Here is a 19,557-nt window from a genome sequence, read left to right on the forward strand (position 1 = left end):
GGAGTTTCCTCAGGCCGTGGCGGCGGTGGCGACGGGGGTGCTCTCGACGAGCGGGTGGTGCGCGGAGTAGCGCGAGTAGTTGGAGATGACGAGCTGGCGGCCGACGCGGGTGCGGCGGTTGACGAGGATCGGGCCGATGAGGTTGACCTTCGCCTCAAGCGGGCGCTGCTGCTCGAGCGTGACGATGTTGAGCACCATCGCCTCGGAGCTGTCGCGGAGCTCGAGCTGGGCGGCGTCGTCGTCGAAGACCTCGGGCACGTAGTCGGCGATGAGGCCGGCGGGCTCGATGACGACGAAGTGGACGGAGTCGGTGCCGTTGCTGAGCTTCATCCAGAGGAACGGCAGGTGGTCGGGCTGGTAAAGGAGCTCGGCCTGGGTGTAGTCGCGGAAACCGATGATGCCCTGGGGGAGGGTGAAGCGGTTGGCGAGCGGCTGGTCGAATTCGGCGGCGGGCGTTTCGAGGAGGACTTTCATGGGGGCGGGAGGGCGGACGGTTTACTTGAGATAATCGAGGAGCGAGAGGCGCATGATGTTCGACGCGGACTGGAGCGCGGCCTGATACGCCACCTGCGTCTGGTTGAGTTTGACGATGGCGGACGGCAGGTCGCCGTCGGCTTCGGCGGAGACGAGTTTCTCGAGATTGTCGGCGCGCTCCTTCTGCTGGGTCTGGTTGACCTCGATGCGCATCTGCACGGCGCCGTGCTCGGAGAGCGCGTTGACGAGCACGTCCTCGCTGGCGAGCAGGTTCGTCTGGGTGGACTGGACGGCGCTGGCGTCGCCGGCGCGCAGCGCGTCGCGCAGCGAGACCAGGTGGTTGATGAAGTCGCCGAGGCCGGTGTTGGTGGCGCCGGCGGTGCCGGGCGCGACGCTCGAGGACTCGGAGAGCGCGACCTGGGACTGGGTGGTGTTGCCGGCGTAGGCGACGGCGGTGACGTCGCCGCTGGCGTCGCGGGTGGCGACGAACGGCGCGGTGTCGACGGCGGTGCCGGCGTAGATGTAGTCGTTGCGAAACTTGGTGTTGCCGAGCTGGACGGCCTGCTCGATCAGCTGGTTGATCTCGGAGGCGTAGGCGTTGAGCGACTCGGGCGAGATGGCGCCGGCGCCGAGGGTGCCGATCTCGGTGGCACGGTCGGAGAGTTTCTTGATCTGCTGCAGGCCGGAGTAGGACGCCTGGCTGACTTCGAGGGCGCGTTCGGCGTTGCGCTGGAACTGCTCGATGGAGCGGCGCTCGCTCTCGAGGTTGATGACGCGGCTGACCGCGGCGGGATCGTCCTCGGGGTTGGTGATGCGCTGGCCGGTCGCGACCTGCGACTGCAACCGCGCCTGCTGCGATCCGAGGTTCTGGATCTGGCGGACGATGTTGTCGGAGACGGTGCTGGAGGCGATGCGCATGGCGGGGAGTCAGCCGGGTTAGTTGCCGAGGCGGTTGACGACGGTGTCGAGCAGCTCGTCGACGACGGAGAAGACGCGCGAGGAGGCCTGGAACGCGCGCTGGAAGCGCACGAGGTCGGCCATCTCCTCGTCGAGGGAGACGCCGCTGACGCTGTCGCGCTGCGACTTCACGAGGTTGGAGATGTTGGTCTGGTCCTCGACGCGGGAGTTGGCGCTGGCGAGGGCCTGGCCGAGGTTGGAGACGGAGCGGGAGAAGAACTGGCCGAGCGTGCCATCGATGGCATCGCCGCTGCCGGTGGAGAACTGCTGGCTGGCGAGGGCGGCGACGGCGAGGGCGATGGAGTTGTCGCCCGCGGCGCCGGTGCCGGCGCGGAGGTTGCTGGCGGTGAGGCCCGACGCAACGGCGATCGTGCCGGCGGTCGTGCCCGCGGCGGCGAAGAAGTCGCCGCCGGGGATCGCACTCGGGTTGTAGGCGGCGTTGACGGAGGTGACGAGCTGCTGCGCCATCGCGTCGAGGCTGTCGCGCAGGTCCTGCACGGCGCCGTTGCGGGCGTTGAGCTCGCCGTAGATCCGGCCGGAGGAGAAGGCGAGCGGGGTGGCCGCGGCGCCGCCGGTGATGTCGGTGCCGTTGAACGCCACGGCGCCGAGCACGTCGGCCTTGTCGACGAGGACGACGTCGGTATTCGCGGCGTCCTTCATCACGACCTGGATCTGGCCGTCGGTGCTGTTGCGGACCTCGACGGGCAGCTTGGTGGCGAGTTCCTCGAGCTTGGCCTGGCGCTGGTCGCGCAGGTCGATGGCGGTGCCGGGGGCGCCGACTTCGATGCGGCCGATCTGGGCGTTGAGGTCGGCGATGGTGGTGAGCAGGCGGTTGACGTCGTCGACGTCGGTGGCGATCGAGGTGTCGACGTCGGACTGGACCTGGGCGAGGCGCGCGTCGGTCTGCTGGAAGCGGTCGGTGAGGATGGCGGCCTTTTGCAGGAGGGTCTGGCGCTCGCCGATGTCGGTCGGGCTGGAGGCGACGCTCTGGAAGGCGCTGAAGAAATCGTCGAGGGCGGCGGCGAGGCCGCCGGTGGAGGCGTTGGAGCCGGCGGCGGTGGCGGAGGCGGAGCGGTCGATGCTCTGGCCGAGGCCGGCCTGGGCGCGGCCGAGGATGTCCTGCTCGGCCTCGAACCCGGCCTTGAGCGCGGTCTCGCGCATCACCTGGCGGTCGAGCAGCGAGTCGCGGAGCTGCTGCACGGAGAGGGCCTCGAGGCCGAGGCTCTGCGCGCCGTCGGCGGTGACGACCGTGCCGCGATCGCCGTAGATCACGCGCTGGCGCGCGTAGGAGGTGTTGTTGACGTTCGCGAGGTTCTTGCCGGCGACCTCAATGGCGCGGCTGTGCGCGTTGAGCGCCTTGACCGAGGAACCGAGGGTGGAAAACAGGCCGGACATGTGCGCGAGGGATCGAGGATTGGTCAGCCCGCGACCTTGAAGGCCGGTTCGGGGCGGACGCCGCTGAGGGAGACGCGGCCGGTGGGCGCGTAGGTCTGGGTGAAGGCGTCGGGGCGGAGCTGGCGGAGCAGCTCCTGCTGCGCCTCGACGGTGCGGGCGAGCAGGGAGTGGTTGTGGCGGGAGACGCGGCGGACGCGGTGGATGAGGACGTTGATCTCGGAGATCAGCGCCTCGAGGAGCGGGCGGACGTCGAGGGCGAAGTGCGGGAGGAGGGCGCGGAGGGTGGCGGTGGGCAGCTCGTTGTTCTCGATGGCGAAGGCGGCGACGAAGGCCTCGCGGTTGCGGCGGGCCTCGTGGAGCTGGCGGACCTGCGTCTCGATCTCGCCGCTGAGGCGGAGGACGGCGTCGGGGTTGCGGGCGAAGAGGTAGCGTTGCTGCTCCTCGAAGAGGTGCAGGAGGCCGCCGTAGTCGGCGATTTCCTGGCGGAGGGCGTCCGCGACGATTTTCCACTCGGAATTCATGGCTCAGGAGGCCGGGTCGGAGGCGGCCGACGCGGAACGGGGGGTGAGTTGGTGTTCGAGGGCGCGGCCGAGGCCGAGGCCGCCCGCGGACGAAAGCTGGTTGGAGAGGACGTCGGTGAGGAGGTAGCCGTAGACGTTGCCGGAGGCGCCGCCGTCCTTGCCGCCCATGATGCTGCCGACGCTTTCCTGGAGGAACTGGCGGAGGAGGATGGCCTCGAACTGGCCGGCGACGGCCTTGACCTGCTCGCTCTGGGGGAGGCTCTGCAGCTTGCCCGGGCTCGACATCAGGCTGGCGACCTGGGCGGCGGAGGGATGGGAGGTGACGGAGGCGACGTTCATGGCTCAGTTGATCACGAGTTCGGCCTGGAGGGCGCCGGAGCGCTTGAGCGATTGGAAGATGGCCATCATGTCGCGGGTGGAGACGCCGAGGGAGTTCAGCGCGGCGGCGAGGCGCTCGACGGTGGGCGGCTCGTTGAGGACGGTGAAGCCGCCCTTGGTCTCGTTCACGGCGGTCTGCGTGCTCTGCACGGTCTGGGTCGTGCCGCCGCTGAACGCGCCAGGCTGCGAGACGCCCTGGTTGTTCGTGACGGTGATGGTGAGCGCGCCGTGCGCGATGGCGACGTGGGAGATGCGGACGGTGGAGGTGGCGACGATGGTGCCGGTGCGCTCGTTGATGACGATGCGCGCGAGCGTGTCGGGCTGGACCTCGATCGTGCCGAGGTCGGCGAGGAAGGCGACGTCGCGGCTGCGATACTCGGCGGGGATGCCGATCTGCACGGTGGCGGCGTCGGTGGCGATGGCGCGCGACTCGGGCCAGCGGGCGTTGATGGCGTCGGCCATGCGCGCGGCGGAGGTGAAATCGGGGTTGTGGAGCAGGAGGCGCAGCTTCTGATCCTGCACGAACTGGGCGGGAATCTCGCGCTCGACGATGGCGCCGTTGGAGATCGTGCCGACCGTCGGGTGGTTCTTCTGCACGGTGGCGCCGCCCGCGCCGCCCGCGCCGCCGAAGAAGCCGCCGATGGCGACCGGGCCCTGGGCGACAGCGTAGACGCGGCCGTCGGCGCCGATGAGGGGCGCCTGGAGGAGGACGCCGCCCTGGAGGGTCTTGGCGTCGCCCATGGAGGAGACCGTCACGTCGATGCGCGCGCCGGGCTTCATGAAGGCGGCGATGTCGGCGGTGATCATGACCGCGGCGATGTTCTTCGACTTGATGTCGGTCGCCGCGACCGAGAGGCCGTAGCGCTGCAGGGTGTTCGAGACGGCGCGGAGGGTGGAGAGGGCGTTGGAGTCGCCCTCGCCGGCGAGGCCGACGACGAGGCCGTAGCCGACGAGCTGGTTGTCGCGGCCGCCCTCGACGAGGGTGAGGTCCTTGACGCGCGCGGCGTGGGAGACGGTGGCGACGACGAAGACCGCCAGGGCGCAGCCAGCCGCGCGGCGGAAGAGGGAGGGAAAGGTGCGTCGTGCTGTGTTCATCCGTGATCCTCGGTGGACCGAAAGGGCAGTTTACATCGCGTCAGAACGGGCGGAGTTTTTCGTAGAGCTTGGAGAGCCAGCCGCGCTTCTGGGCGTCGGTGAGCGCGCCTTCGGTGACGAACTCGACGCGGGCGTCGGCGATGTTGGAGGAGAAGACGGTGTTGTCGGCGGCGATGTCGTCCGGGCGCACGAGGCCGTGGAGGACGACGTATTGGGTCTCGCCGGAGAAGGTGACGACGCGCACGCCCTCGATCACGAGGTTGCCGTTGGGCATGACGTCGGTGACGAGCACGGCGGCGCGGCTGCTGAGCGACTGGTTGTTCACCGTCTGGCCGCCGCCGGAGTAGTCGCCCTTGCCGGTGATGTTGGTGGCGGGGAGCTCGCCGTTGTGGGTGCCGAGCTTGCTGGCGGCGACGGAGAACATGAACTGGCTGACGGCGTCCTCGATGGCGGACTTGCGGGTGGAGGACTTGCTCTGCGTGTTGGTGGCGGCGACGCTCTCGATCACGACGATGGTGAGGATGTCGCCGGAGCGGGAGGCCTTGCGGTCGGCGAACATGCCGCGATTGCCCGCCTCGGCCGTCCAGAGCGAGGCCGCGTCCGCGCCGGCGCTGCCGAACGCGAGGAGCGCGATCAGGGCGGCGGCGCCGAGTCCGGACGGGCCGGCGGCGCGGAGCTCAGAAGCGGACTTGGACGCGGTTTTCATCGATGACGAACGCGGAGAAATCTTTCTTCGAATCGAGATTGCGGACGGTCACGACCTCGCCTTGGGCGCCGTTCTGCATGGCGAGGGCCTTCATCGTGACGACGAGCATGCCGTCGGCGGCCGAGACCTCGACCATCTCGCCCTTCTTGACGAGGGGGCGGCGGGCGATGTCGCGCCAGGTGAGGAGGCGGCCGGCCTGGACGCCGCGGACGAAATTGAAGGAGCGGTCGCCGACCGCGGCCGGCAGCGCGTCGCGCTCGCGGAGCAGGTCGACGCGGCGGGTTTCGAGCTGGGAGGCGTCGAAGGGCGTGTTGGTGGTGAGCGGCTGGCGGGCGACCCAGGCGTCGCGCCAGAGCGCGGCGCGGAGCGTGAGCGTGGTCTCGCCGAGGGGCTGGCCGTCGGCGAGGATGCGGCAGCGCAGCAGCAGGGCGGAGGCGGCGACGGAGGGATACTCGGTGATCTGCACCTGCCAATCGCGGGCGACGCGCTCGGGCGGGGTCCAGGGGCGGAGGAACTCGAGCTGGAGGTCGCCCTCGAGGTTGAAATGGGTGACGAGATCGCGCGTGAGCAGGGCGGCGAAGGCTTCCTGGGCGAGCGGCGCGGCGACGGGGGCGTCGGCGGGAGCCTCGGCGCGGAGCGCGACGGCGAGGAGGAGCGAGAGGACGGCGGCGAGGTGACGCATGGCGGTCAGCGCTTCATGTTGGCCACGTTCTGCAGCATCTCGTCGGACGACTGCACGGACTTGGAATTGATCTCGTAGGCGCGCTGGGCGACGATGAGCGCGACCATCTCCTCGACGATGTTCACGTTCGAGGCCTCGATGTAGCCCTGCACGGTGCGGCCGAAGCCGTTCTCGCCGGGGTTGCCGGTCTCGGGCGTGCCGGAGGCGCCGGTTTCCTCGTAGAGGTTGCCGCCCATGGAGCGGAGGCCGGCGGGATTGGCGAAGCGCGTGAGCGTGAGGCGGAAGTTCGTGGTGCCGGAGGCGGACTGCACGGTCACCTGGCCGTCCTCGGACACGGTGACGTTGGCGCCGGCGGGGATCGTCTGCATGCCGCTGAGCACCGGCATGCCGTCGATGGTGACGACCTGGCCCTGGGCGTTGAGCTTGAACGAGCCGTCGCGGGTGTAGCCGATGGTGCCGTCGGGGCGCTGGACCTCGAAGAAGCCGTCGCCCTGGATCGCGATGTCGAGCTTCTCGCCGGTGTTGGTGAGCTGGCCCTGGGTGAAGACCTTGGAGGTCGCGGCGACGCGCGAGCCGTTGCCGACCTCGATGCCGGTGGGGACGAGGTTGCCGCCGCCGGAATCGGAGCCCGAGGCGCGCGGCTTCTGGTAGAGGAGGTCCTGGAACTCGATCTTGCTGCGCTTGAAGCCCGGGGTGTTCACGTTCGCGAGGTTGTTCGCGATCGTGTTGAGGTTGAGCTGCTGCGCCTCCATGCCGGTGGCGGCCGAGTAGAGCGAGAGGTTCATGCGCGGCGGGGTTGGAAAACCATCCGCATCACGACTGGGGCCGGCCCGGCCCCACACCGGGCGCGGCCATGCAGTCGTGATAGCGGTTGTCTATATGGGGAATTCATGGCGGCGGGGTCGCAGCGGGGATCAGCCGAGGGCCTGGAGGGTCTTCTCCATCTGCTGGTCGGCGGTGGTGATGATCTTCTGGTTCGCCTCGTAGGCGCGGGAGATGAGGACGAGGTCGACCATCTCGCGCAGCGGCTGGACGTTGCTCTGCTCGAGGTAGCCCTGCATCAGCTCGGGCTCGGCCACGGCCTCCTTGCCGGCGGTCGCGCCGGCGACGAACATGCCGCCGGCGGTCGGGATGAGCGCGCCGGGGTTGGAGAACTTCTGGACCGAGAGTTTGCCGAGGGCGGTGCTGCCCTGGAAGATGGTGCCGTCGCGGTTGATGGTGATCGAGCCGCCGCCCGGCAGCATGGTGATCTGGTTGCCGCCCTCGGTGAGCACCGGGAGGCCGCCGGCGCCGACGAGCGTGCGCTCGGGCGTCATGCGGAACTCGCCGCTGCGCGTGTAGAGCTTCTGGCCGCCGGGACCGTCCATCTCGAAGAAGCCGTCGCCCTGGATCGCGACGTCGAGCTCGCGCCGGGTGGGCTGCGTCTCGCCGGTCATGAAGTTGATGCCGGTGGTGACGTGGGTGAAGAGCACCGCGTGCTCGTTCTCCGGGCCGGCGTTCTTGGCGTCGGGGCGGATGTTCCACTTGCCCGCGATGTCGGTGGAGAACTGGACGGTGCGCTTGCGGTAACCGGTCGTCTGCGCAGAGGTGATGTTCTGCGACGTCGCGTCCTGCCAGCGTTCGAGGGCCGACATGGAAGAGGCGCTTTGGTAGAGACCGATGTTCATCCGGCCTCGCAAAAAGCAACGGCGGTGCCAACGATTTTGGGCGCCCCATTAGCTGGCGCCCGCCAACGAATTAAAAAATTCGACCGTCCGGGCGGCGCCGGGCCGCCTCCCCTGCCCTCGCCCGGTCCGGCAATCTTTGCCGCCGCTTCGGAAAAATCTGCCCGGCGACAAAAAAGCCGCACCGGAGGGGTGCGGCTTGAACATCGGCACGTGGACGCGGGCGCGTCAGAAAAACTTCTTCGCCTTGTCGAAAAAGCTCTTGGCCACCGGCTGGTCGGCGTCCCCACAGGCCTGGGCGAAGTCCTCGAGCTTCTTCCGCTGCTCGCTGTTGAGCGCGGTGGGCACCTCGACGTGCACGCGGATGAGCTGGTCGCCGTGCGCGCCGCCGCGCAGGTGCGGCATGCCGCGGCCCTTCAGGCGGAAGGTCGTGGCCGACTGCGTGCCGGCGGGGATCTTCAAGGTGGCCTTGCCCTGCAGCGTCGGCACCTCGATCGAGCCGCCGAGGGTGGCGATGGTGAACTTGATCGGGATCTCCGTGAACAGGTCGTCGCCCTGCCGCTCGAAGATCTCGTGCTCCTTCACGTGCACGACGATGTAGAGGTCGCCGGGCGAGCCGCCCATCACCCCGGCCTCGCCGTTGCCGCCGGAGCGGAGCTTCGAGCCGGTGTCGACGCCGGGCGGGATGCGGACGTTGATCTTCGTCGTCTCCTGCACGCGGCCCTCGCCGTCGCACTTGGCGCAGACGCGCTCGAAGCGCGCGCCGCTGCCGTGGCAGGTCGGGCACACCTGGCGGACATGGAAGAATCCGCGCGACGTCGTCACCTGCCCCGCCCCGCGGCAGGTCGGGCAGGTCGTGCGCTTCGAGCCGGGCTCGGCGCCGCTGCCGTCGCAGTGCGCGCAGGTGCCGAGGCGGCGGAAGGAAATCTCCTTCTCCACCCCGTGCGCGGCCTCCTCGAGCGAGATCTCGATGTCGTAGCGCAGGTCGGAGCCGCGCGCGGCCCCGCCCGCGCCGTTGCCGCCCCCGCCGCCGAAGAAATCGTCGAAGATGCCGCCGCCGCCGCCTCCCCCGCCCTGGCCGAAGACCTCGCGGAAGATGTCGAACGGATCGTGGAAGCCGCCGCCGCCGCCCGGGAAACCGCCCGCGCCGCGCCCGCCGCCCATGCCGCCCTGCTGGAAGGCGGCGTGGCCGAACTGGTCGTAGGCCGCGCGCTTCTGCGGGTCCTTCAGCACCTCGTAGGCCTCGGAGACCTTCTTGAACATCTCCTCCGCCTCCTTGTTGCCCGGGTTCTTGTCCGGGTGATACTGCACGGCCTTCTTGCGGTAGGCCTTCTTCAGCTCCTCCTCCGAGGCGCCCTTCGCGACGCCGAGCAGCTCGTAATAGTCTTCCTTCTTCGTGGACGCCATGGTCAGGCCTTCGTCTCGGGCTGGGCGGGGCCGCTGGACACGATCACCGAGGCGGGCCGCAGCAGGCGGCCGTTCAGCGCGTATCCGAGCCGCACCACGGCGATGACCTTCTCCTCGGCGACCTTCGCGTCCGGCTGGTGTGCGATGCACTCGTGCTGGTGCGGATCGAAAGCCGCGCCGACGGGGTTGATCTCCTTCAACCCGTGGCGGCCAAGCGCGCCCTTGAACTGCTCCAGCACCATGCCGACGCCGTCGACGATCGACTTCGCGTCGCCGCTCTGCTGCTTCGCCGCGGCGAGGCCGAGGCCGAGGTTGTCGAGGATCGGGATGAGGTCCTCGACCACGCTGGCGGCGGCGAACTGCCGCAACTCGTCCTTTTCGCGGACGGTGCGCTTGCGGAAATTCTCCAGGTCCGCGACGCAGCGCAGGTAACGTTCCTGCGCGGCCGCGGCTTCGGCGCGCGCGGCGGCCAGCAGCTCGTCGGCGGACGGCGCGGGCTTGGCGGCGTCGGCGGGCTTCGTCGCCGCCGGCTCGGTCGCGGGCGGAGGAGGGGTCGGAGTCTCGGTTGGGCTGGTTTCGCTCATGCGGAACGGCGGAAAGTAGGCACAGCCGCGGCGCTTTTCAAGTGCGGCGCGGCCCGGCGCCGGCGGTCAGGTGCGGGCGAAGTTCTCGGTGATCAGCGCCACCGTGTCCTCGGCGGCGGTGAAGGCGAAGGCCGTCGCGAAGGGCAACAGGACGTTCTCGCCGCGTCCGACGGCGTCGTCGCCGGCGGCCAGGCGCCCCTCGACCACCGAGAGGAGGCGCGGTTGCTCGCCCCCGGCGAGCTCGAGGCGCGCGCCGCGCGCGAGGCGGACGCGGCGGAGGCGGAACTCCGCGCCATCCGCCAGCACGTCGCCGGGCTCGTCCGCGCGGAGCAGGCGCGGCGCCGGGGCACGGTTGGCCGTGAGGCAGGCCAGCGACTGCTCGACGTGCATCTGGCGCGGCTTGCCGTCGAGGCCGAGGCGGCCCCAGTCGTAGACGCGGTAGGTGGTGTCGGAGTTCTGCTGGATCTCGAGGATGACGTTGCCGGCGTCGATCGCGTGCATGACGCCGCTGGGGATGAGGATCGAGTCGCCCGCGCGCGTCTCGTGGCGCCGGAGGAGCTTTTCCGCGGTGTGGTCCGCGAGTGCGGCGCGGAACTGGTCCGCATCGACGCCGTCGACCAGGCCCGCGAGCACGGCCGCGCCGGGCTCGGCGCGCGCGACGAACCAGTTTTCCGTCTTGGGCTCGCCGCCGAGCGAGAGCGCGATCGAGGCCGGCGGGTGCACCTGCAGGCTGAGCCGCTCGCGGCAGTCGAGCCACTTGACCAGGATCGGGAAGACGCGTGTGCGCTCCCACTCCGGGCCCATCACGCGGCCGGCGGCGGCCTCGATGACCTCGCGCAGCGTCTTGCCGTCGAACTCCCCGCCGCGCACGACGGAGTTCGCCTCCGGGCGGTCCACGATCTCCCAGCTCTCGCCGATGGGCCGGCCGGCCGGCAGCGCGCGGCCCAGCCAGTCGGCGAGGGCGCGGCCGCCCCACACGCGTTCTTGGAAGATCGGTTCGAAACGGAGGAAGGACATCGTCGTTGAGGGAGGGTGGCGCGCTGCGCGCGGAACGGGGAATTTACATTGACCCTCGTGCGCGCTACACGTCTCTAAAGGCAACGAAATGGCCAAAGCTGCGAGCACAAATCCCAAGGACAGCAACCCGTCGTTTGAGGCGCCGCGCCATCGCCCGAACTGGGGTGGTTTCGTGCTGTGCGCCATCCTCGGCATCCTCGTGCTCGTCGCGATGGCGTTCTTCGCCCCGAGCCAGAACTACCTCGATCAGGCGGGCGGCCGCAGCGAGGTCATCAACGGCCGGATCCAGCAGATCCCGATCCAGCCCGCGGACAAGAACCCCGTGGGCGACGTCGGCGTGGTGCTCTCCGTCTTCAGCTTCAAGTTCCTCGGCGGCGCGGCGTGGCTGATCCCGGTGTTCCTGCTCTGGCTGGCCTTCACCTACCTGCGCAGCTCGCGCCACCTCACCGGCACGCGGCTGATCGCGATGTTCTTCTCCTTCGCCTCCGGCGCGCCGCTGCTGGCGATGCAGGGCCTGGCGTTCATGAACCGCCAAGTCTATCCGTCCGGCCCGGGCGGCTGGACCGGCAAGGCGCTCTACGACGGCTTCTTCGAGTCCACCTTCGGCGGGTTCGGTTCGTTCTTCCTGCTCACGGCCATCTACGTGACGAGCATGGTGTTCATCTTCACACGCGACATCGGCGCGGAGTTCGAGAAGCTGCTCAACAATTTCCAGGAGTGGCGCAAGAAGCGCGCCGCGCTCGCCGCCGCCCTGGTGGAGGAACGCCGGAAGCAGAAGGAGGAGCTCGCGAAGCAGAAGGCCGCGGCCGTCGCCGCCGCCGCGGCGCCCGCCGCGCCCGCGCGCCCGGGCCCCGCCCCGCAGCCGCTCGCGCCGTCGAAGAAGGCCATCGTGCCGAAATCCGAGGACCCGCTCGCCGAGGCGCCCAAGCCCGGCTCGCGCGCCCCGGTGACGGAGGCCGAGCCGCCGGCCAAGCCCGCGCTCCCCGCCAAGCCGGCCAAACCCGCCCCCACCGCGACCGACCCCAAGGAGCTCGCCGTCGCCGCCGCCGGCAAGATCGAGCTCAACATCGTCAAGCCGGAGGAGACGAAGAAGGCCAAGGTCGTCCTCCCGCAGACCGACGACAAGAACTACGAATTCCCCCCGCTCACGCTCCTGAAGGAGCAGGTGAAGCTCGACGCCGCCAACTCCGTCGAGGAGCACCGGCAGAACGCGGAGAACCTCCTCCGCATCCTCGGCGAATTCGGCGTCGAGGTCTCGCTCGGCGAGATCCACGTCGGCCCCGTCATCACGCGCTACGAGGTCGTGCCCGCGCCGGGCGTGCGCGTCGAAAAAATCTCCGGCCTCGACAAGAACATCGCGCTCGGCATGCGCGCCCAGTCGGTGCGCATACTCGCGCCGATCCCGGGCAAGGCCGCCGTCGGCGTCGAAGTCCCGAACCAGAAGCCCACGCCCGTCGGCATGCGCGAGATCCTCGAGAGCGAGGACTGGGCGCACGCCAAGGCCGAGCTGCCCATCGCCCTCGGCAAAGACGTCTCCGGCAAGCCGCTCGTCTCCGACCTGACGAAGATGCCGCACCTGCTCATCGCCGGCGCGACCGGCTCCGGCAAATCGGTCTGTATCAACTCCATCGTCGCCTCGATCCTCTACTCGAAGAGCCCGAAGGACGTCCGCCTCATCATGGTCGACCCGAAGGTGGTTGAACTGAAGGTGTTCAACTCCCTCCCGCACATGCTCATCCCGGTCGTCACCGAGCCGAAGAAGGTGCCGGCCGCGCTCAAGTGGCTGCTGGGCGAGATGGAGCAGCGCTACCAGATTTTCGCCAAGGTCAACGTCCGCAACATCTCCGGCTTCAACAACCGCAAGAAGGACAAGCCCGTGGAGCCGCCGCCCGAGCAGCAGGCCGAGCTCGCCGGCGTCGCCCCCGACGACATCGAGATCCCGGACCGCCTGCCCTACATCGTCGCCATCGTGGACGAGCTCGCCGACCTCATGATGATCGCGCCGGCCGAGATCGAGACGAGCATCGCCCGCCTCGCCCAGCTCGCGCGCGCCGCCGGCATCCACCTCATCATCGCCACGCAGCGCCCGTCGGTGAACGTCATCACCGGCGTGATCAAGGCCAACCTCCTCGCGCATCGCCTTCCAGGTGGCCTCGCAGGTCGACTCCCGCACCATCCTCGACGGCAAGGGCGCCGAGACGCTCATCGGCCGCGGCGACATGCTCTTCACCCCGCCCGGCACCTCGCGCATCGTGCGCGCGCAGGGCGCCTTCGTGGGCGACGAGGAGGTGGCCGAGATCGTCGAGTTCCTCAAGAAGAACGGTCCGCCGCAATACGCCCAGGCCGTCCAGCAGCAGATCGACCGCGCCGCCCGCGAGGAAGACGAGGACGGCGACGGCGGCGAGGGCGAAGGAGACATGGGCGACGACGAGGACCTGTTCCGCCAGGCCTTCGACGTCCTCAAGTCCACGCGCCGCGCCTCCACCTCGATGATGCAGCGCCGGCTCCGCATCGGCTACAACCGCGCCGCCCGCATCATGGACCTGATGGAGGACAAGGGCATCGTCGGCCCCGAGAACGGCTCGAGCCCGCGCGAGATCCTCGTCGATCTCGACACCTACGAGCCCTGAGCGCACCGCGCCGCGCCGGCCTCCTCCGGCGCCGCCGCTGACCGGCTTTAAGCTTTCAAACCCACTTCCAACCTTAAATAAGTCCCCCATGCAGACGCTCGGCGAACGACTCGAGGAAGCGCGCAAACGCAAAGGCCTCTCCATCCGCGAAGCGGCGGAAGCCACGAAGATCCGTGGCGACTACCTCCAGAAATTCGAGGCCAACTCCTTCGACTTCGACCTGCCGCCGCTCTACATCCGCGGCTTCCTCCGCACCTACGCCAAGTATCTCGAGTTCGATCCCGCCCGCGTCGTGGCGGAGTTCGACACGCTGATGGCCGACCAGGGCCGCGCCCCGCGGCGCGAGACGCGCGAGAACTACGGCCGCGTCGAGATCGGCGGCGAGAGCAGCGAGCCGGCGCCCCGCAGCAGCGGCGGCGGCAACGGCCTCGACCCGGTGATGCTCAAATACGCCCTCTTCGGCGGCGGCGCGCTCGTCCTCGTCGTCGTGGTCGTGCTGCTCATCAACGTCCTCTCCAGCCGCACCGAGCCGCGCCCGACCGCGCCGAAGCAGACGGCCGCGGAGAACGCCCCCGCCCGCGGCACGCTCGAGCCGATGTCCCAGAACGAGGCCACCTTCACCCTCATCGTCACGGAGCCGACGCGCGTGAAGGTCGCCTACGAGGACAACAGCGTGGTCTTTCTCGACGGCAAATACGCCATGAACCGCGGCGAGACCCGCAGCTTCAACTACTCGCGCGACCTCATCATCATCGCCGAGCACCCCGATCGCATTCGCATGGAGATCAACGGCGCGGCGGTTAGCGTGCCGGACTCGGTCAAACCGATGATGAAATTCCGCGTGCCGGTCGTCCCGCGCCGCTGAGGCCGACCCCGAAAAAGGAAAGGCCGGCGTCAGCCGGCCTTTTGCTTTGTCGGACCCGCACCGCGCCCCAAGCGCGGTCACCGCCGGTCCGCCGCGGGCGCCGTGGCGCCGCGCGTCATTTCTTCTTCCACGCGCCGCCCTCGTCCTGCACCCAGACACCGCTGCGGGCGTTCGCGGCGATCTGCTTGGCCCGGGCGCGGCCGACGGACTCGGCGGTCGCGCCGGTCTGCTGGGCGATGAGCGCGTAGACGGCCTCGCGGTCGCGGTTCTCGTCGGCGACGAGCGCCGCGGCGTTGCCGGCGGCGGCGCGGACCTCGACGAAGCCGCGGTTGTTCTCGCCGATCGCCCCCCGGGCCTTGAGGTCGTCGAGCTGCGGGAGGCGCTGCTCCATGCGCTGGCGGATGGCGGCCGCAGACTCCGCGGCGGAGACGGTGAGCGTGAGCGCGCAGAGCGCGAGGCAGGCGGCAAGAATGCGGGCGATCATGGTTTTTTCTCCTCGTGAGTGGTGGTGGCGGACTTGGCGTCGAGGCCGCCGAAGAAATCCTCCAGCGCGCGCTCGACCTTCACGTTGACGTCGACGGTGATGTGGATCGGCTTCACCTCGATCGGTTCGGTGCGGACGCTGAGACACCCGCCGAGCAGGAGCGGGACGGCTGCGGCCGCGAGGAACAGGGGACGTTTCATGAGCGGGAGGGTTGGGTTATTCGACGCGGCGTCACGCCGGAATATTTCATCGGTTCGTCCCGCCTTAGTCCCCCGGCGCCGCGCGCGGTTCCCCGGGCGCGCCTACTTGCCCCCCAGGTTGAGGCGGCCGTTCAGGCCGAGGTTGAGCAGGCTCTCGAGCGGGCCGTTGACGTTCAGGTCGAGCGTGACCGGCGCCTTGACCTCGGGGTCGACCGGCTCGCCCGCCAGGTGGATCGTGGCCGAGCGCCCCGGGGGCGCGTTCGGCGGCCGGACGTCGAGCCGCAGCTCGGCCAGCTTCAACCGCAGCAGGCCGGCCTCGATCTTCTTCATCACCGCGTATTGCGCGCTGCCCGGCGCCACCCCGCGCGTGAGCAGGCCGTTGGCGTTGAACTGCACCTCCGCGTAGACGCCCCGTTTCAGCTGCAGCCAGCCCGTGCCGAGCCGGATGCCGGCGCTGTCGATCCGCAGCGGCAGGCGGCCGTCGACGCGCCCCGTCGCCTGCGCGGGCACGTCCTGGGCCAGGGCCAGCAACTGTTCGACCCCCAGCCCGTCGACCAGCAGCACCGCCTCGAGCTCGTTCTGGCGCGGGAAAACCTGGAACGGCTCCGCCGCGAGGCGGCCGCCGAACGCCTCGAGCGTCGCCCGCGAAACCGTGACGTGCTCGACCGTGTCAAAGGCGAGCTGCAGCTCGAGGTTCGTCGCCTTGATCTCGCCCGCCGTGAGTGCCGCGACCCGCACCTCGCCGGGCTCGGAGACGAACCGTTCGAGATCGCGAAACCGGAACTTCGCCGTGACGCCGTCCGCCGTGACGTTGCGCTGCGGGAAGACGAAGCGGCCTTCGCTCAGCTCGACGTCGCCGGCGAGCGTGAGTTTGCCGTCGCCGTAGCCGCCGGTGGCGTGGCCGCGCAGCTTGCCCGCGAGCTCCCACTTGCCGCCGGGCAGCACGACCATCTGGCTGATGAAGCCCTGCCAGCGCGCCAGGTCGAGCTCCGCCTCGGTGGCGCGGAACTGCAGCGCGCCTTTCCCGGGGTCGAACTCGCCCTCGAGCTGCGCCGCGAAACCCGGGGCGGTCGCCTGCACGCGGCCCGTCCAGCGCGCGCCGCCCGCCTGCTGCGCGGCGAACTGCACGCGCACGTCCTGCTCCGCCTGCCCCGCCGCATGCACCACGAGCACGCCGTCGACGCTCACCTCCTCCACCGGCAACGCCAGGGCCGCCGCCGGCCTCGCGTCCGGGTCGCCGGCATACGTCGCCCATTGCCAGGGATTCGTGTCCGAGCCGTCGAGCGTCACGGGCACCCGCGCGCCCTCGACGCGGACCGTCCCGAGCGAGGGCGACCACCAATGCGCGCGCGCGAGCGTCACGCGCTTGGCGTCGAAGCGCTGCGCGCGCAGGCGGAAGCCGAGGTTCGCCAGCTCCACCGCCCACGGCGACGAACGCGTGACGTCGAAGGTCACGTCGCCCGCACCCGCCATGCGCAGCGAGGTGGCGATCGCCGCGCCGGTGAGCGGCCGGCGCGCCAGCACCACTCCCGCCGCCACGACGACGCACGCCGCCAGCACCCAGCGGGTCCAGCGGCGGGACGTGAGGGCGGTGGCGGACATGGGCGCGAAATTTGCCGATGCGCGGCGCGTTGTCGATGCGGCAGGTGAAACGCCGCCGGTCCCCGCCGCCGAGTCTCGGCGCGCTAGCGGACCTGGCCGTCGCCGCGGATGACGTATTTGTAGGTCGTCAGCTCCTCGAGGCCCATCGGGCCGCGGGCGTGCAGACGGTCGGTGCTGATGCCGATCTCCGCGCCGAAGCCGAACTCGCCGCCGTCGGTGAAGCGCGTGCTGGCGTTCCAGTAGACGGTGGCGCTGTCGACGCGGTTGAGGAACTGCTCCGCCGCCGCGGCATCGGCCGTGACGATCGCGTCGCTGTGGTGCGAGCCGTGCGCCTCGATGTGGGCGATGGCGGCATCGAGGTCGTCGACGACCTTCACCGCGAGGATCAGGTCGAGGAACTCGGTGCGGAAGTCGGCGGCGGTCGCCGTCGAGATGAGAGTGGAGTGTTGAGAGTTGAGCGTTGGGCCGAGCGCGGCGCGGGCCGCGGCGTCGACGCGCAATTGCACGCCGCGCTCGAGCAGCGCGCGGCCGGCAGCCGTGAGAAATTTATCGGCCACGGCGCGGTGCACGAGGAGCGTCTCGATGGCGTTGCACACGCCGGGGCGCTGGCACTTGGCGTTGAGCGCGATGCTCTCCGCCATCGCGAGGTCGGCGGCGGCGTCGACGTAGAGGGCGCAGATGCCGTCGTAGTGCTTGATCACCGGGACGCGGGCGCTGGCCACGACCGCCTCGATCAGGCCGCGGCCGCCGCGCGGGATGATGAGGTTCACGAACTCGTCGAGCGCGACGAGGTGCTTCACCGCCTCGCGGTCGGCCACGGGCACGAGCTGCACGGCGTCGGCGGGCAGGCCGGAGGCGGCGAGCCCGCGCGCGAGCGCGGCGGCGACGGCGAGATTCGTGCGCAGCGACTCGGAGCCGCCGCGGAGGATGACGGCGTTGCCGGCCTTGAGGCAGAGCGAGGCGGCGTCGCTGGTGACGTTGGGCCGCGACTCGTAGATGATGCCGATGACGCCGATCGGGACGGAGATCCGGGAAAAGCGCGCGCCGTTCGCGTGCGTCCACTCGCGCTGCACGCGGCCGACGGGATCGGGCAGATCGGCGACGGCGCGCACGCCGTCGGCCATGGCGGCGAGGCGCGGCTCGTCGAGGCGCAGGCGGTCGAGCAGCGCCCGGGACAGGCCAGCCCGCTCGCCCGCCGCAAGGTCGGCGGCGTTGGCGGCGAGGATTTCATCCCGCGCGGCGAGGAGTGCGTCGGCCATGGCGCGCAGGGCGCGGTCCTTGTCGGCGCGCGACGCGAGCGCGAGCGGCGCCGCCGCCGCGCGAGCGCGGCGGCCCATTTCGCGGATCGTCTGGGCGAGCTCGGCCATGGTCAGGCGCGGCGCGCCGGGAAGACGGTGCCGACGCGCTCGCCGGCGAGGGCGGCCTGGAGCAGGCCGGGCGTGCGGCCGTTGAGGATCTGGGCGCGGACGCCGCCCTGGGCGGCGATCTTCACCGCCTGGAGCTTCGTGGTCATGCCGCCGACGGAGAGGCGGCCCTTCTCCTGGCGGACGAGGCCGGCCACGCGGGCGACGTCGCGCACCTCGGAGACGACCTTGCCGTCGGCGTCGAGCACGCCGTCGACGCTGGTGAGGAGGAAGAGCCGGTCGGCCTGCACGAGCAGCGCGACCTCGGCGGAGAGGCGGTCGTTGTCGCCGAAATTGAGTTCCTCGACCGCGACGGAGTCGTTCTCGTTGATGACCGGGACGACGTCGCGGCGGGCGAAGAGCTGCGCGAGCGTGTTGCGGGCGTTGGCGTAGCTGGTGCGGCTGTCGAGGTCGCCGTGGGTGAGCAGCAGCTGCGCGACGGTGAGGCGGTGCCGCGCGAACATCGCGGCGTAGAGCTGCATCAGGCGCGCCTGGCCGACGGCGGCGCAACCCTGCTTGGCGGCGAGGTCCTGCGGGCGCTCGGCGAGGCCGAGGGCGGCCATGCCGGCGGCGACGGCGCCGGAGGAGACGATGAGGCACTCGTGCCCGGCGCGGACAAGCGCGGCGACCTCGGCGGTGAGGCGGGCGAACTGGCGGCGGTCGAGCGCATTGCCCTTCGGATTCGTGAGAATGCCGGAGCCGAACTTGAGGATGATGCGTTGCGCGCGCGCAGCCATGGGAGCGGGAAATTCGCCCGCGCCGCCGCCCCCGGCAAGGGCGAATGGTGGCATAGTCCCGGGCCGGACGGTCACCTTCGGGCTCGGCAGCGGGCGCCGCGCCGCTACGCTGCCCGGCGGTGAAAGTCCCGTCGCGCGCGCTGTGGTTCGGCTTGGGCGTGGCGCTGGCGTGCGCTCCCGCGCTCGAGGCCCGCACCCGCCGCGCGCCGGCGGGCCTGCGGGAGTTCTCGGCGCGCGTCGTGAAGGTGAAGGACGGCGACTCGCTCGAGGTGCAGAAGGGGCCGGATATCCACGAGGTGCGCCTCGCCCGGATCGACGCGCCGGAGCTGCACCAGGAGCGCGGCGAACAGGCGCGGCGGTTCACCGAGGCGAAGGTGCTCGGCGCGGAGGTGCGCATCACGGCGAAGTCGCTCGACCGCTACGGCCGTCTCGTCGGCGAGGTGACGTATCGCGGCGGCCGCTCGCTCAACGAGGACCTCGTGGCGGCCGGCTGGGCGTGGTGGTATCGGCGGCTTTATCCGCGGGACGGCGTGATGGAGTCGCTCGAGCGCCGGGCGCGGGAGCAGAGGTCCGGCCTGTGGCAGGACCAGGCGCCGGTGCCGCCGTGGCGGTGGCGGGAGCAGAACCGGAAGTAGGCCGCGGGAAGGGGTGGCGCCCGCGACGGCGCGGGACGGAAGGGCCTTGGGCGACAGCGGCCCCTACCCGGCCGGCGCGCGCGGGCGCCCGCCGCGCGGCGCTCCGCGGCGGGAACGGTTG

At 70.5% G+C, this 19,557-nt stretch carries 21 protein-coding genes and 1 pseudogene; 4 read left to right on the plus strand and 18 right to left on the minus strand.

Going from position 1 to position 19,557, the window contains the following annotated elements; translation table 11 throughout:
• Positions 1–9 precede the first annotated feature (9 nt).
• The 13 genes from fliW to ACMYLB_RS17515 all read right to left on the minus strand — a co-directional run bounded on the left by fliW (position 10) and on the right by ACMYLB_RS17515 (position 10,880).
• A complete protein-coding gene (gene fliW, locus ACMYLB_RS17455) occupies positions 10–474 on the minus strand; it encodes a flagellar assembly protein FliW (protein ID WP_415908227.1) in 465 nt (154 codons plus the stop codon).
• 21 nt (positions 475–495) lie between these two features.
• Positions 496–1,392, minus strand: a complete 897-nt coding sequence (gene flgL / locus ACMYLB_RS17460) for a flagellar hook-associated protein FlgL (RefSeq protein ID WP_415908228.1) — start codon at positions 1,390–1,392, stop codon at positions 496–498.
• Positions 1,393–1,410: 18 nt separating this feature from the next.
• Complete coding sequence (flgK, locus tag ACMYLB_RS17465; protein WP_415908229.1) at positions 1,411–2,826, minus strand: flagellar hook-associated protein FlgK; 1,416 nt, start codon at positions 2,824–2,826, stop codon at positions 1,411–1,413.
• A gap of 23 nt (positions 2,827–2,849) precedes the next feature.
• A complete protein-coding gene (locus ACMYLB_RS17470) occupies positions 2,850–3,347 on the minus strand; it encodes a flagellar protein FlgN (protein WP_415908230.1) in 498 nt (165 codons plus the stop codon).
• A gap of 3 nt (positions 3,348–3,350) precedes the next feature.
• Positions 3,351–3,686, minus strand: coding sequence for a hypothetical protein (locus tag ACMYLB_RS17475; protein WP_415908231.1), 336 nt, complete (start codon positions 3,684–3,686; stop codon positions 3,351–3,353).
• A gap of 3 nt (positions 3,687–3,689) precedes the next feature.
• On the minus strand, positions 3,690–4,820 hold the full coding sequence (locus ACMYLB_RS17480) for a flagellar basal body P-ring protein FlgI (protein WP_415908232.1): 1,131 nt from the start codon (positions 4,818–4,820) through the stop codon (positions 3,690–3,692).
• 40 nt (positions 4,821–4,860) lie between these two features.
• The gene (locus ACMYLB_RS17485; protein WP_415908233.1) at positions 4,861–5,526 is read right to left on the minus strand and encodes a flagellar basal body L-ring protein FlgH; all 666 of its coding nucleotides are present in this window, start codon (positions 5,524–5,526) and stop codon (positions 4,861–4,863) included.
• On the minus strand, positions 5,498–6,208 hold the full coding sequence (gene flgA / locus ACMYLB_RS17490; protein WP_415908234.1) for a flagellar basal body P-ring formation chaperone FlgA: 711 nt from the start codon (positions 6,206–6,208) through the stop codon (positions 5,498–5,500). Before flgA ends, ACMYLB_RS17485 begins: the two co-directional genes overlap by 29 nt.
• A 5-nt stretch (positions 6,209–6,213) precedes the next feature.
• Entirely contained in the window at positions 6,214–6,993 is a 780-nt protein-coding gene (gene flgG / locus ACMYLB_RS17495; RefSeq protein ID WP_415908235.1) for a flagellar basal-body rod protein FlgG, read from the minus strand.
• Between the two features lie 129 nt (positions 6,994–7,122).
• The gene (locus ACMYLB_RS17500) at positions 7,123–7,875 is read right to left on the minus strand and encodes a flagellar hook-basal body protein (RefSeq protein WP_415908236.1); all 753 of its coding nucleotides are present in this window, start codon (positions 7,873–7,875) and stop codon (positions 7,123–7,125) included.
• Positions 7,876–8,100: 225 nt separating this feature from the next.
• Positions 8,101–9,279, minus strand: coding sequence for a molecular chaperone DnaJ (gene dnaJ, locus ACMYLB_RS17505; protein WP_415908237.1), 1,179 nt, complete (start codon positions 9,277–9,279; stop codon positions 8,101–8,103).
• A 2-nt stretch (positions 9,280–9,281) separates the two neighbouring features.
• A complete protein-coding gene (locus tag ACMYLB_RS17510; protein ID WP_415908238.1) occupies positions 9,282–9,863 on the minus strand; it encodes a nucleotide exchange factor GrpE in 582 nt (193 codons plus the stop codon).
• A 66-nt stretch (positions 9,864–9,929) separates the two neighbouring features.
• Positions 9,930–10,880: a type I phosphomannose isomerase catalytic subunit gene (locus tag ACMYLB_RS17515; RefSeq protein WP_415908239.1), complete on the minus strand. Its 951-nt coding sequence runs from the start codon at positions 10,878–10,880 to the stop codon at positions 9,930–9,932.
• Between the two features lie 211 nt (positions 10,881–11,091).
• Here ACMYLB_RS17515 and ACMYLB_RS17520 point away from each other — a divergent pair.
• From ACMYLB_RS17520 to ACMYLB_RS17530, 3 genes and pseudogenes are all read left to right on the plus strand, one after another.
• Positions 11,092–12,915, plus strand: a pseudogene (locus ACMYLB_RS17520) (DNA translocase FtsK 4TM domain-containing protein); the annotation flags it as partial.
• A 382-nt stretch (positions 12,916–13,297) separates the two neighbouring features.
• Positions 13,298–13,510, plus strand: a complete 213-nt coding sequence (locus ACMYLB_RS17525; RefSeq protein WP_415911108.1) for a DNA translocase FtsK — start codon at positions 13,298–13,300, stop codon at positions 13,508–13,510.
• 88 nt (positions 13,511–13,598) lie between these two features.
• Positions 13,599–14,375 (plus strand): helix-turn-helix domain-containing protein, encoded by a 777-nt coding sequence (locus tag ACMYLB_RS17530; protein WP_415908240.1) that lies wholly within the window; start codon positions 13,599–13,601, stop codon positions 14,373–14,375.
• A gap of 115 nt (positions 14,376–14,490) precedes the next feature.
• On the opposite strand, the gene ACMYLB_RS17535 is transcribed toward ACMYLB_RS17530, so the two are convergent.
• From ACMYLB_RS17535 to proB, 5 genes are all read right to left on the minus strand, one after another.
• Positions 14,491–14,859: a YdbL family protein gene (locus tag ACMYLB_RS17535; RefSeq protein ID WP_415908241.1), complete on the minus strand. Its 369-nt coding sequence runs from the start codon at positions 14,857–14,859 to the stop codon at positions 14,491–14,493.
• Positions 14,856–15,059 (minus strand): hypothetical protein, encoded by a 204-nt coding sequence (locus ACMYLB_RS17540; RefSeq protein WP_415908242.1) that lies wholly within the window; start codon positions 15,057–15,059, stop codon positions 14,856–14,858. The genes ACMYLB_RS17535 and ACMYLB_RS17540 overlap by 4 nt, the downstream gene beginning before the upstream one ends.
• A 102-nt stretch (positions 15,060–15,161) precedes the next feature.
• The gene (locus tag ACMYLB_RS17545) at positions 15,162–16,661 is read right to left on the minus strand and encodes a YdbH domain-containing protein (protein WP_415908243.1); all 1,500 of its coding nucleotides are present in this window, start codon (positions 16,659–16,661) and stop codon (positions 15,162–15,164) included.
• Positions 16,662–16,744: 83 nt separating this feature from the next.
• Positions 16,745–18,028, minus strand: a complete 1,284-nt coding sequence (locus ACMYLB_RS17550) for a glutamate-5-semialdehyde dehydrogenase (RefSeq protein ID WP_415908244.1) — start codon at positions 18,026–18,028, stop codon at positions 16,745–16,747.
• Positions 18,029–18,030: 2 nt separating this feature from the next.
• Positions 18,031–18,801 (minus strand): glutamate 5-kinase, encoded by a 771-nt coding sequence (gene proB / locus ACMYLB_RS17555; RefSeq protein ID WP_415908245.1) that lies wholly within the window; start codon positions 18,799–18,801, stop codon positions 18,031–18,033.
• Between the two features lie 119 nt (positions 18,802–18,920).
• On the opposite strand from proB, the gene ACMYLB_RS17560 reads away from it, so the two are divergent.
• Positions 18,921–19,436: a thermonuclease family protein gene (locus ACMYLB_RS17560; RefSeq protein WP_415908246.1), complete on the plus strand. Its 516-nt coding sequence runs from the start codon at positions 18,921–18,923 to the stop codon at positions 19,434–19,436.
• Positions 19,437–19,557: the final 121 nt, after the last annotated feature.

The sequence above is a fragment of the Oleiharenicola sp. Vm1 genome (genome assembly GCF_047777955.1).
In the GTDB taxonomy this organism is placed as follows: Bacteria; Verrucomicrobiota; Verrucomicrobiia; order Opitutales; family Opitutaceae; genus Didemnitutus.

Bases quoted from the DNA above. Each gene is read 5' to 3' on its own strand.
- ACMYLB_RS17535 (WP_415908241.1), bottom strand. From the start codon at position 14,859: ATGATCGCCCGCATTCTTGCCGCCTGCCTCGCGCTCTGCGCGCTCACG.
- flgL (WP_415908228.1), bottom strand. From the start codon at position 1,392: ATGCGCATCGCCTCCAGCACCGTCTCCGACAACATCGTCCGCCAGATC.
- ACMYLB_RS17470 (WP_415908230.1), bottom strand. From the start codon at position 3,347: ATGAATTCCGAGTGGAAAATCGTCGCGGACGCCCTCCGCCAGGAAATC.
- ACMYLB_RS17540 (WP_415908242.1), bottom strand. From the start codon at position 15,059: ATGAAACGTCCCCTGTTCCTCGCGGCCGCAGCCGTCCCGCTCCTGCTC.
- ACMYLB_RS17530 (WP_415908240.1), top strand. From the start codon at position 13,599: ATGCAGACGCTCGGCGAACGACTCGAGGAAGCGCGCAAACGCAAAGGC.
- fliW (WP_415908227.1), bottom strand. From the start codon at position 474: ATGAAAGTCCTCCTCGAAACGCCCGCCGCCGAATTCGACCAGCCGCTC.
- ACMYLB_RS17550 (WP_415908244.1), bottom strand. From the start codon at position 18,028: ATGGCCGAGCTCGCCCAGACGATCCGCGAAATGGGCCGCCGCGCTCGC.
- ACMYLB_RS17475 (WP_415908231.1), bottom strand. From the start codon at position 3,686: ATGAACGTCGCCTCCGTCACCTCCCATCCCTCCGCCGCCCAGGTCGCC.
- flgK (WP_415908229.1), bottom strand. From the start codon at position 2,826: ATGTCCGGCCTGTTTTCCACCCTCGGTTCCTCGGTCAAGGCGCTCAAC.
- ACMYLB_RS17525 (WP_415911108.1), top strand. From the start codon at position 13,298: ATGGGCGACGACGAGGACCTGTTCCGCCAGGCCTTCGACGTCCTCAAG.
- proB (WP_415908245.1), bottom strand. From the start codon at position 18,801: ATGGCTGCGCGCGCGCAACGCATCATCCTCAAGTTCGGCTCCGGCATT.
- ACMYLB_RS17485 (WP_415908233.1), bottom strand. From the start codon at position 5,526: ATGAAAACCGCGTCCAAGTCCGCTTCTGAGCTCCGCGCCGCCGGCCCG.
- flgA (WP_415908234.1), bottom strand. From the start codon at position 6,208: ATGCGTCACCTCGCCGCCGTCCTCTCGCTCCTCCTCGCCGTCGCGCTC.
- flgG (WP_415908235.1), bottom strand. From the start codon at position 6,993: ATGAACCTCTCGCTCTACTCGGCCGCCACCGGCATGGAGGCGCAGCAG.
- ACMYLB_RS17545 (WP_415908243.1), bottom strand. From the start codon at position 16,661: ATGTCCGCCACCGCCCTCACGTCCCGCCGCTGGACCCGCTGGGTGCTG.
- ACMYLB_RS17515 (WP_415908239.1), bottom strand. From the start codon at position 10,880: ATGTCCTTCCTCCGTTTCGAACCGATCTTCCAAGAACGCGTGTGGGGC.
- ACMYLB_RS17500 (WP_415908236.1), bottom strand. From the start codon at position 7,875: ATGAACATCGGTCTCTACCAAAGCGCCTCTTCCATGTCGGCCCTCGAA.
- dnaJ (WP_415908237.1), bottom strand. From the start codon at position 9,279: ATGGCGTCCACGAAGAAGGAAGACTATTACGAGCTGCTCGGCGTCGCG.
- ACMYLB_RS17480 (WP_415908232.1), bottom strand. From the start codon at position 4,820: ATGAACACAGCACGACGCACCTTTCCCTCCCTCTTCCGCCGCGCGGCT.
- ACMYLB_RS17510 (WP_415908238.1), bottom strand. From the start codon at position 9,863: ATGAGCGAAACCAGCCCAACCGAGACTCCGACCCCTCCTCCGCCCGCG.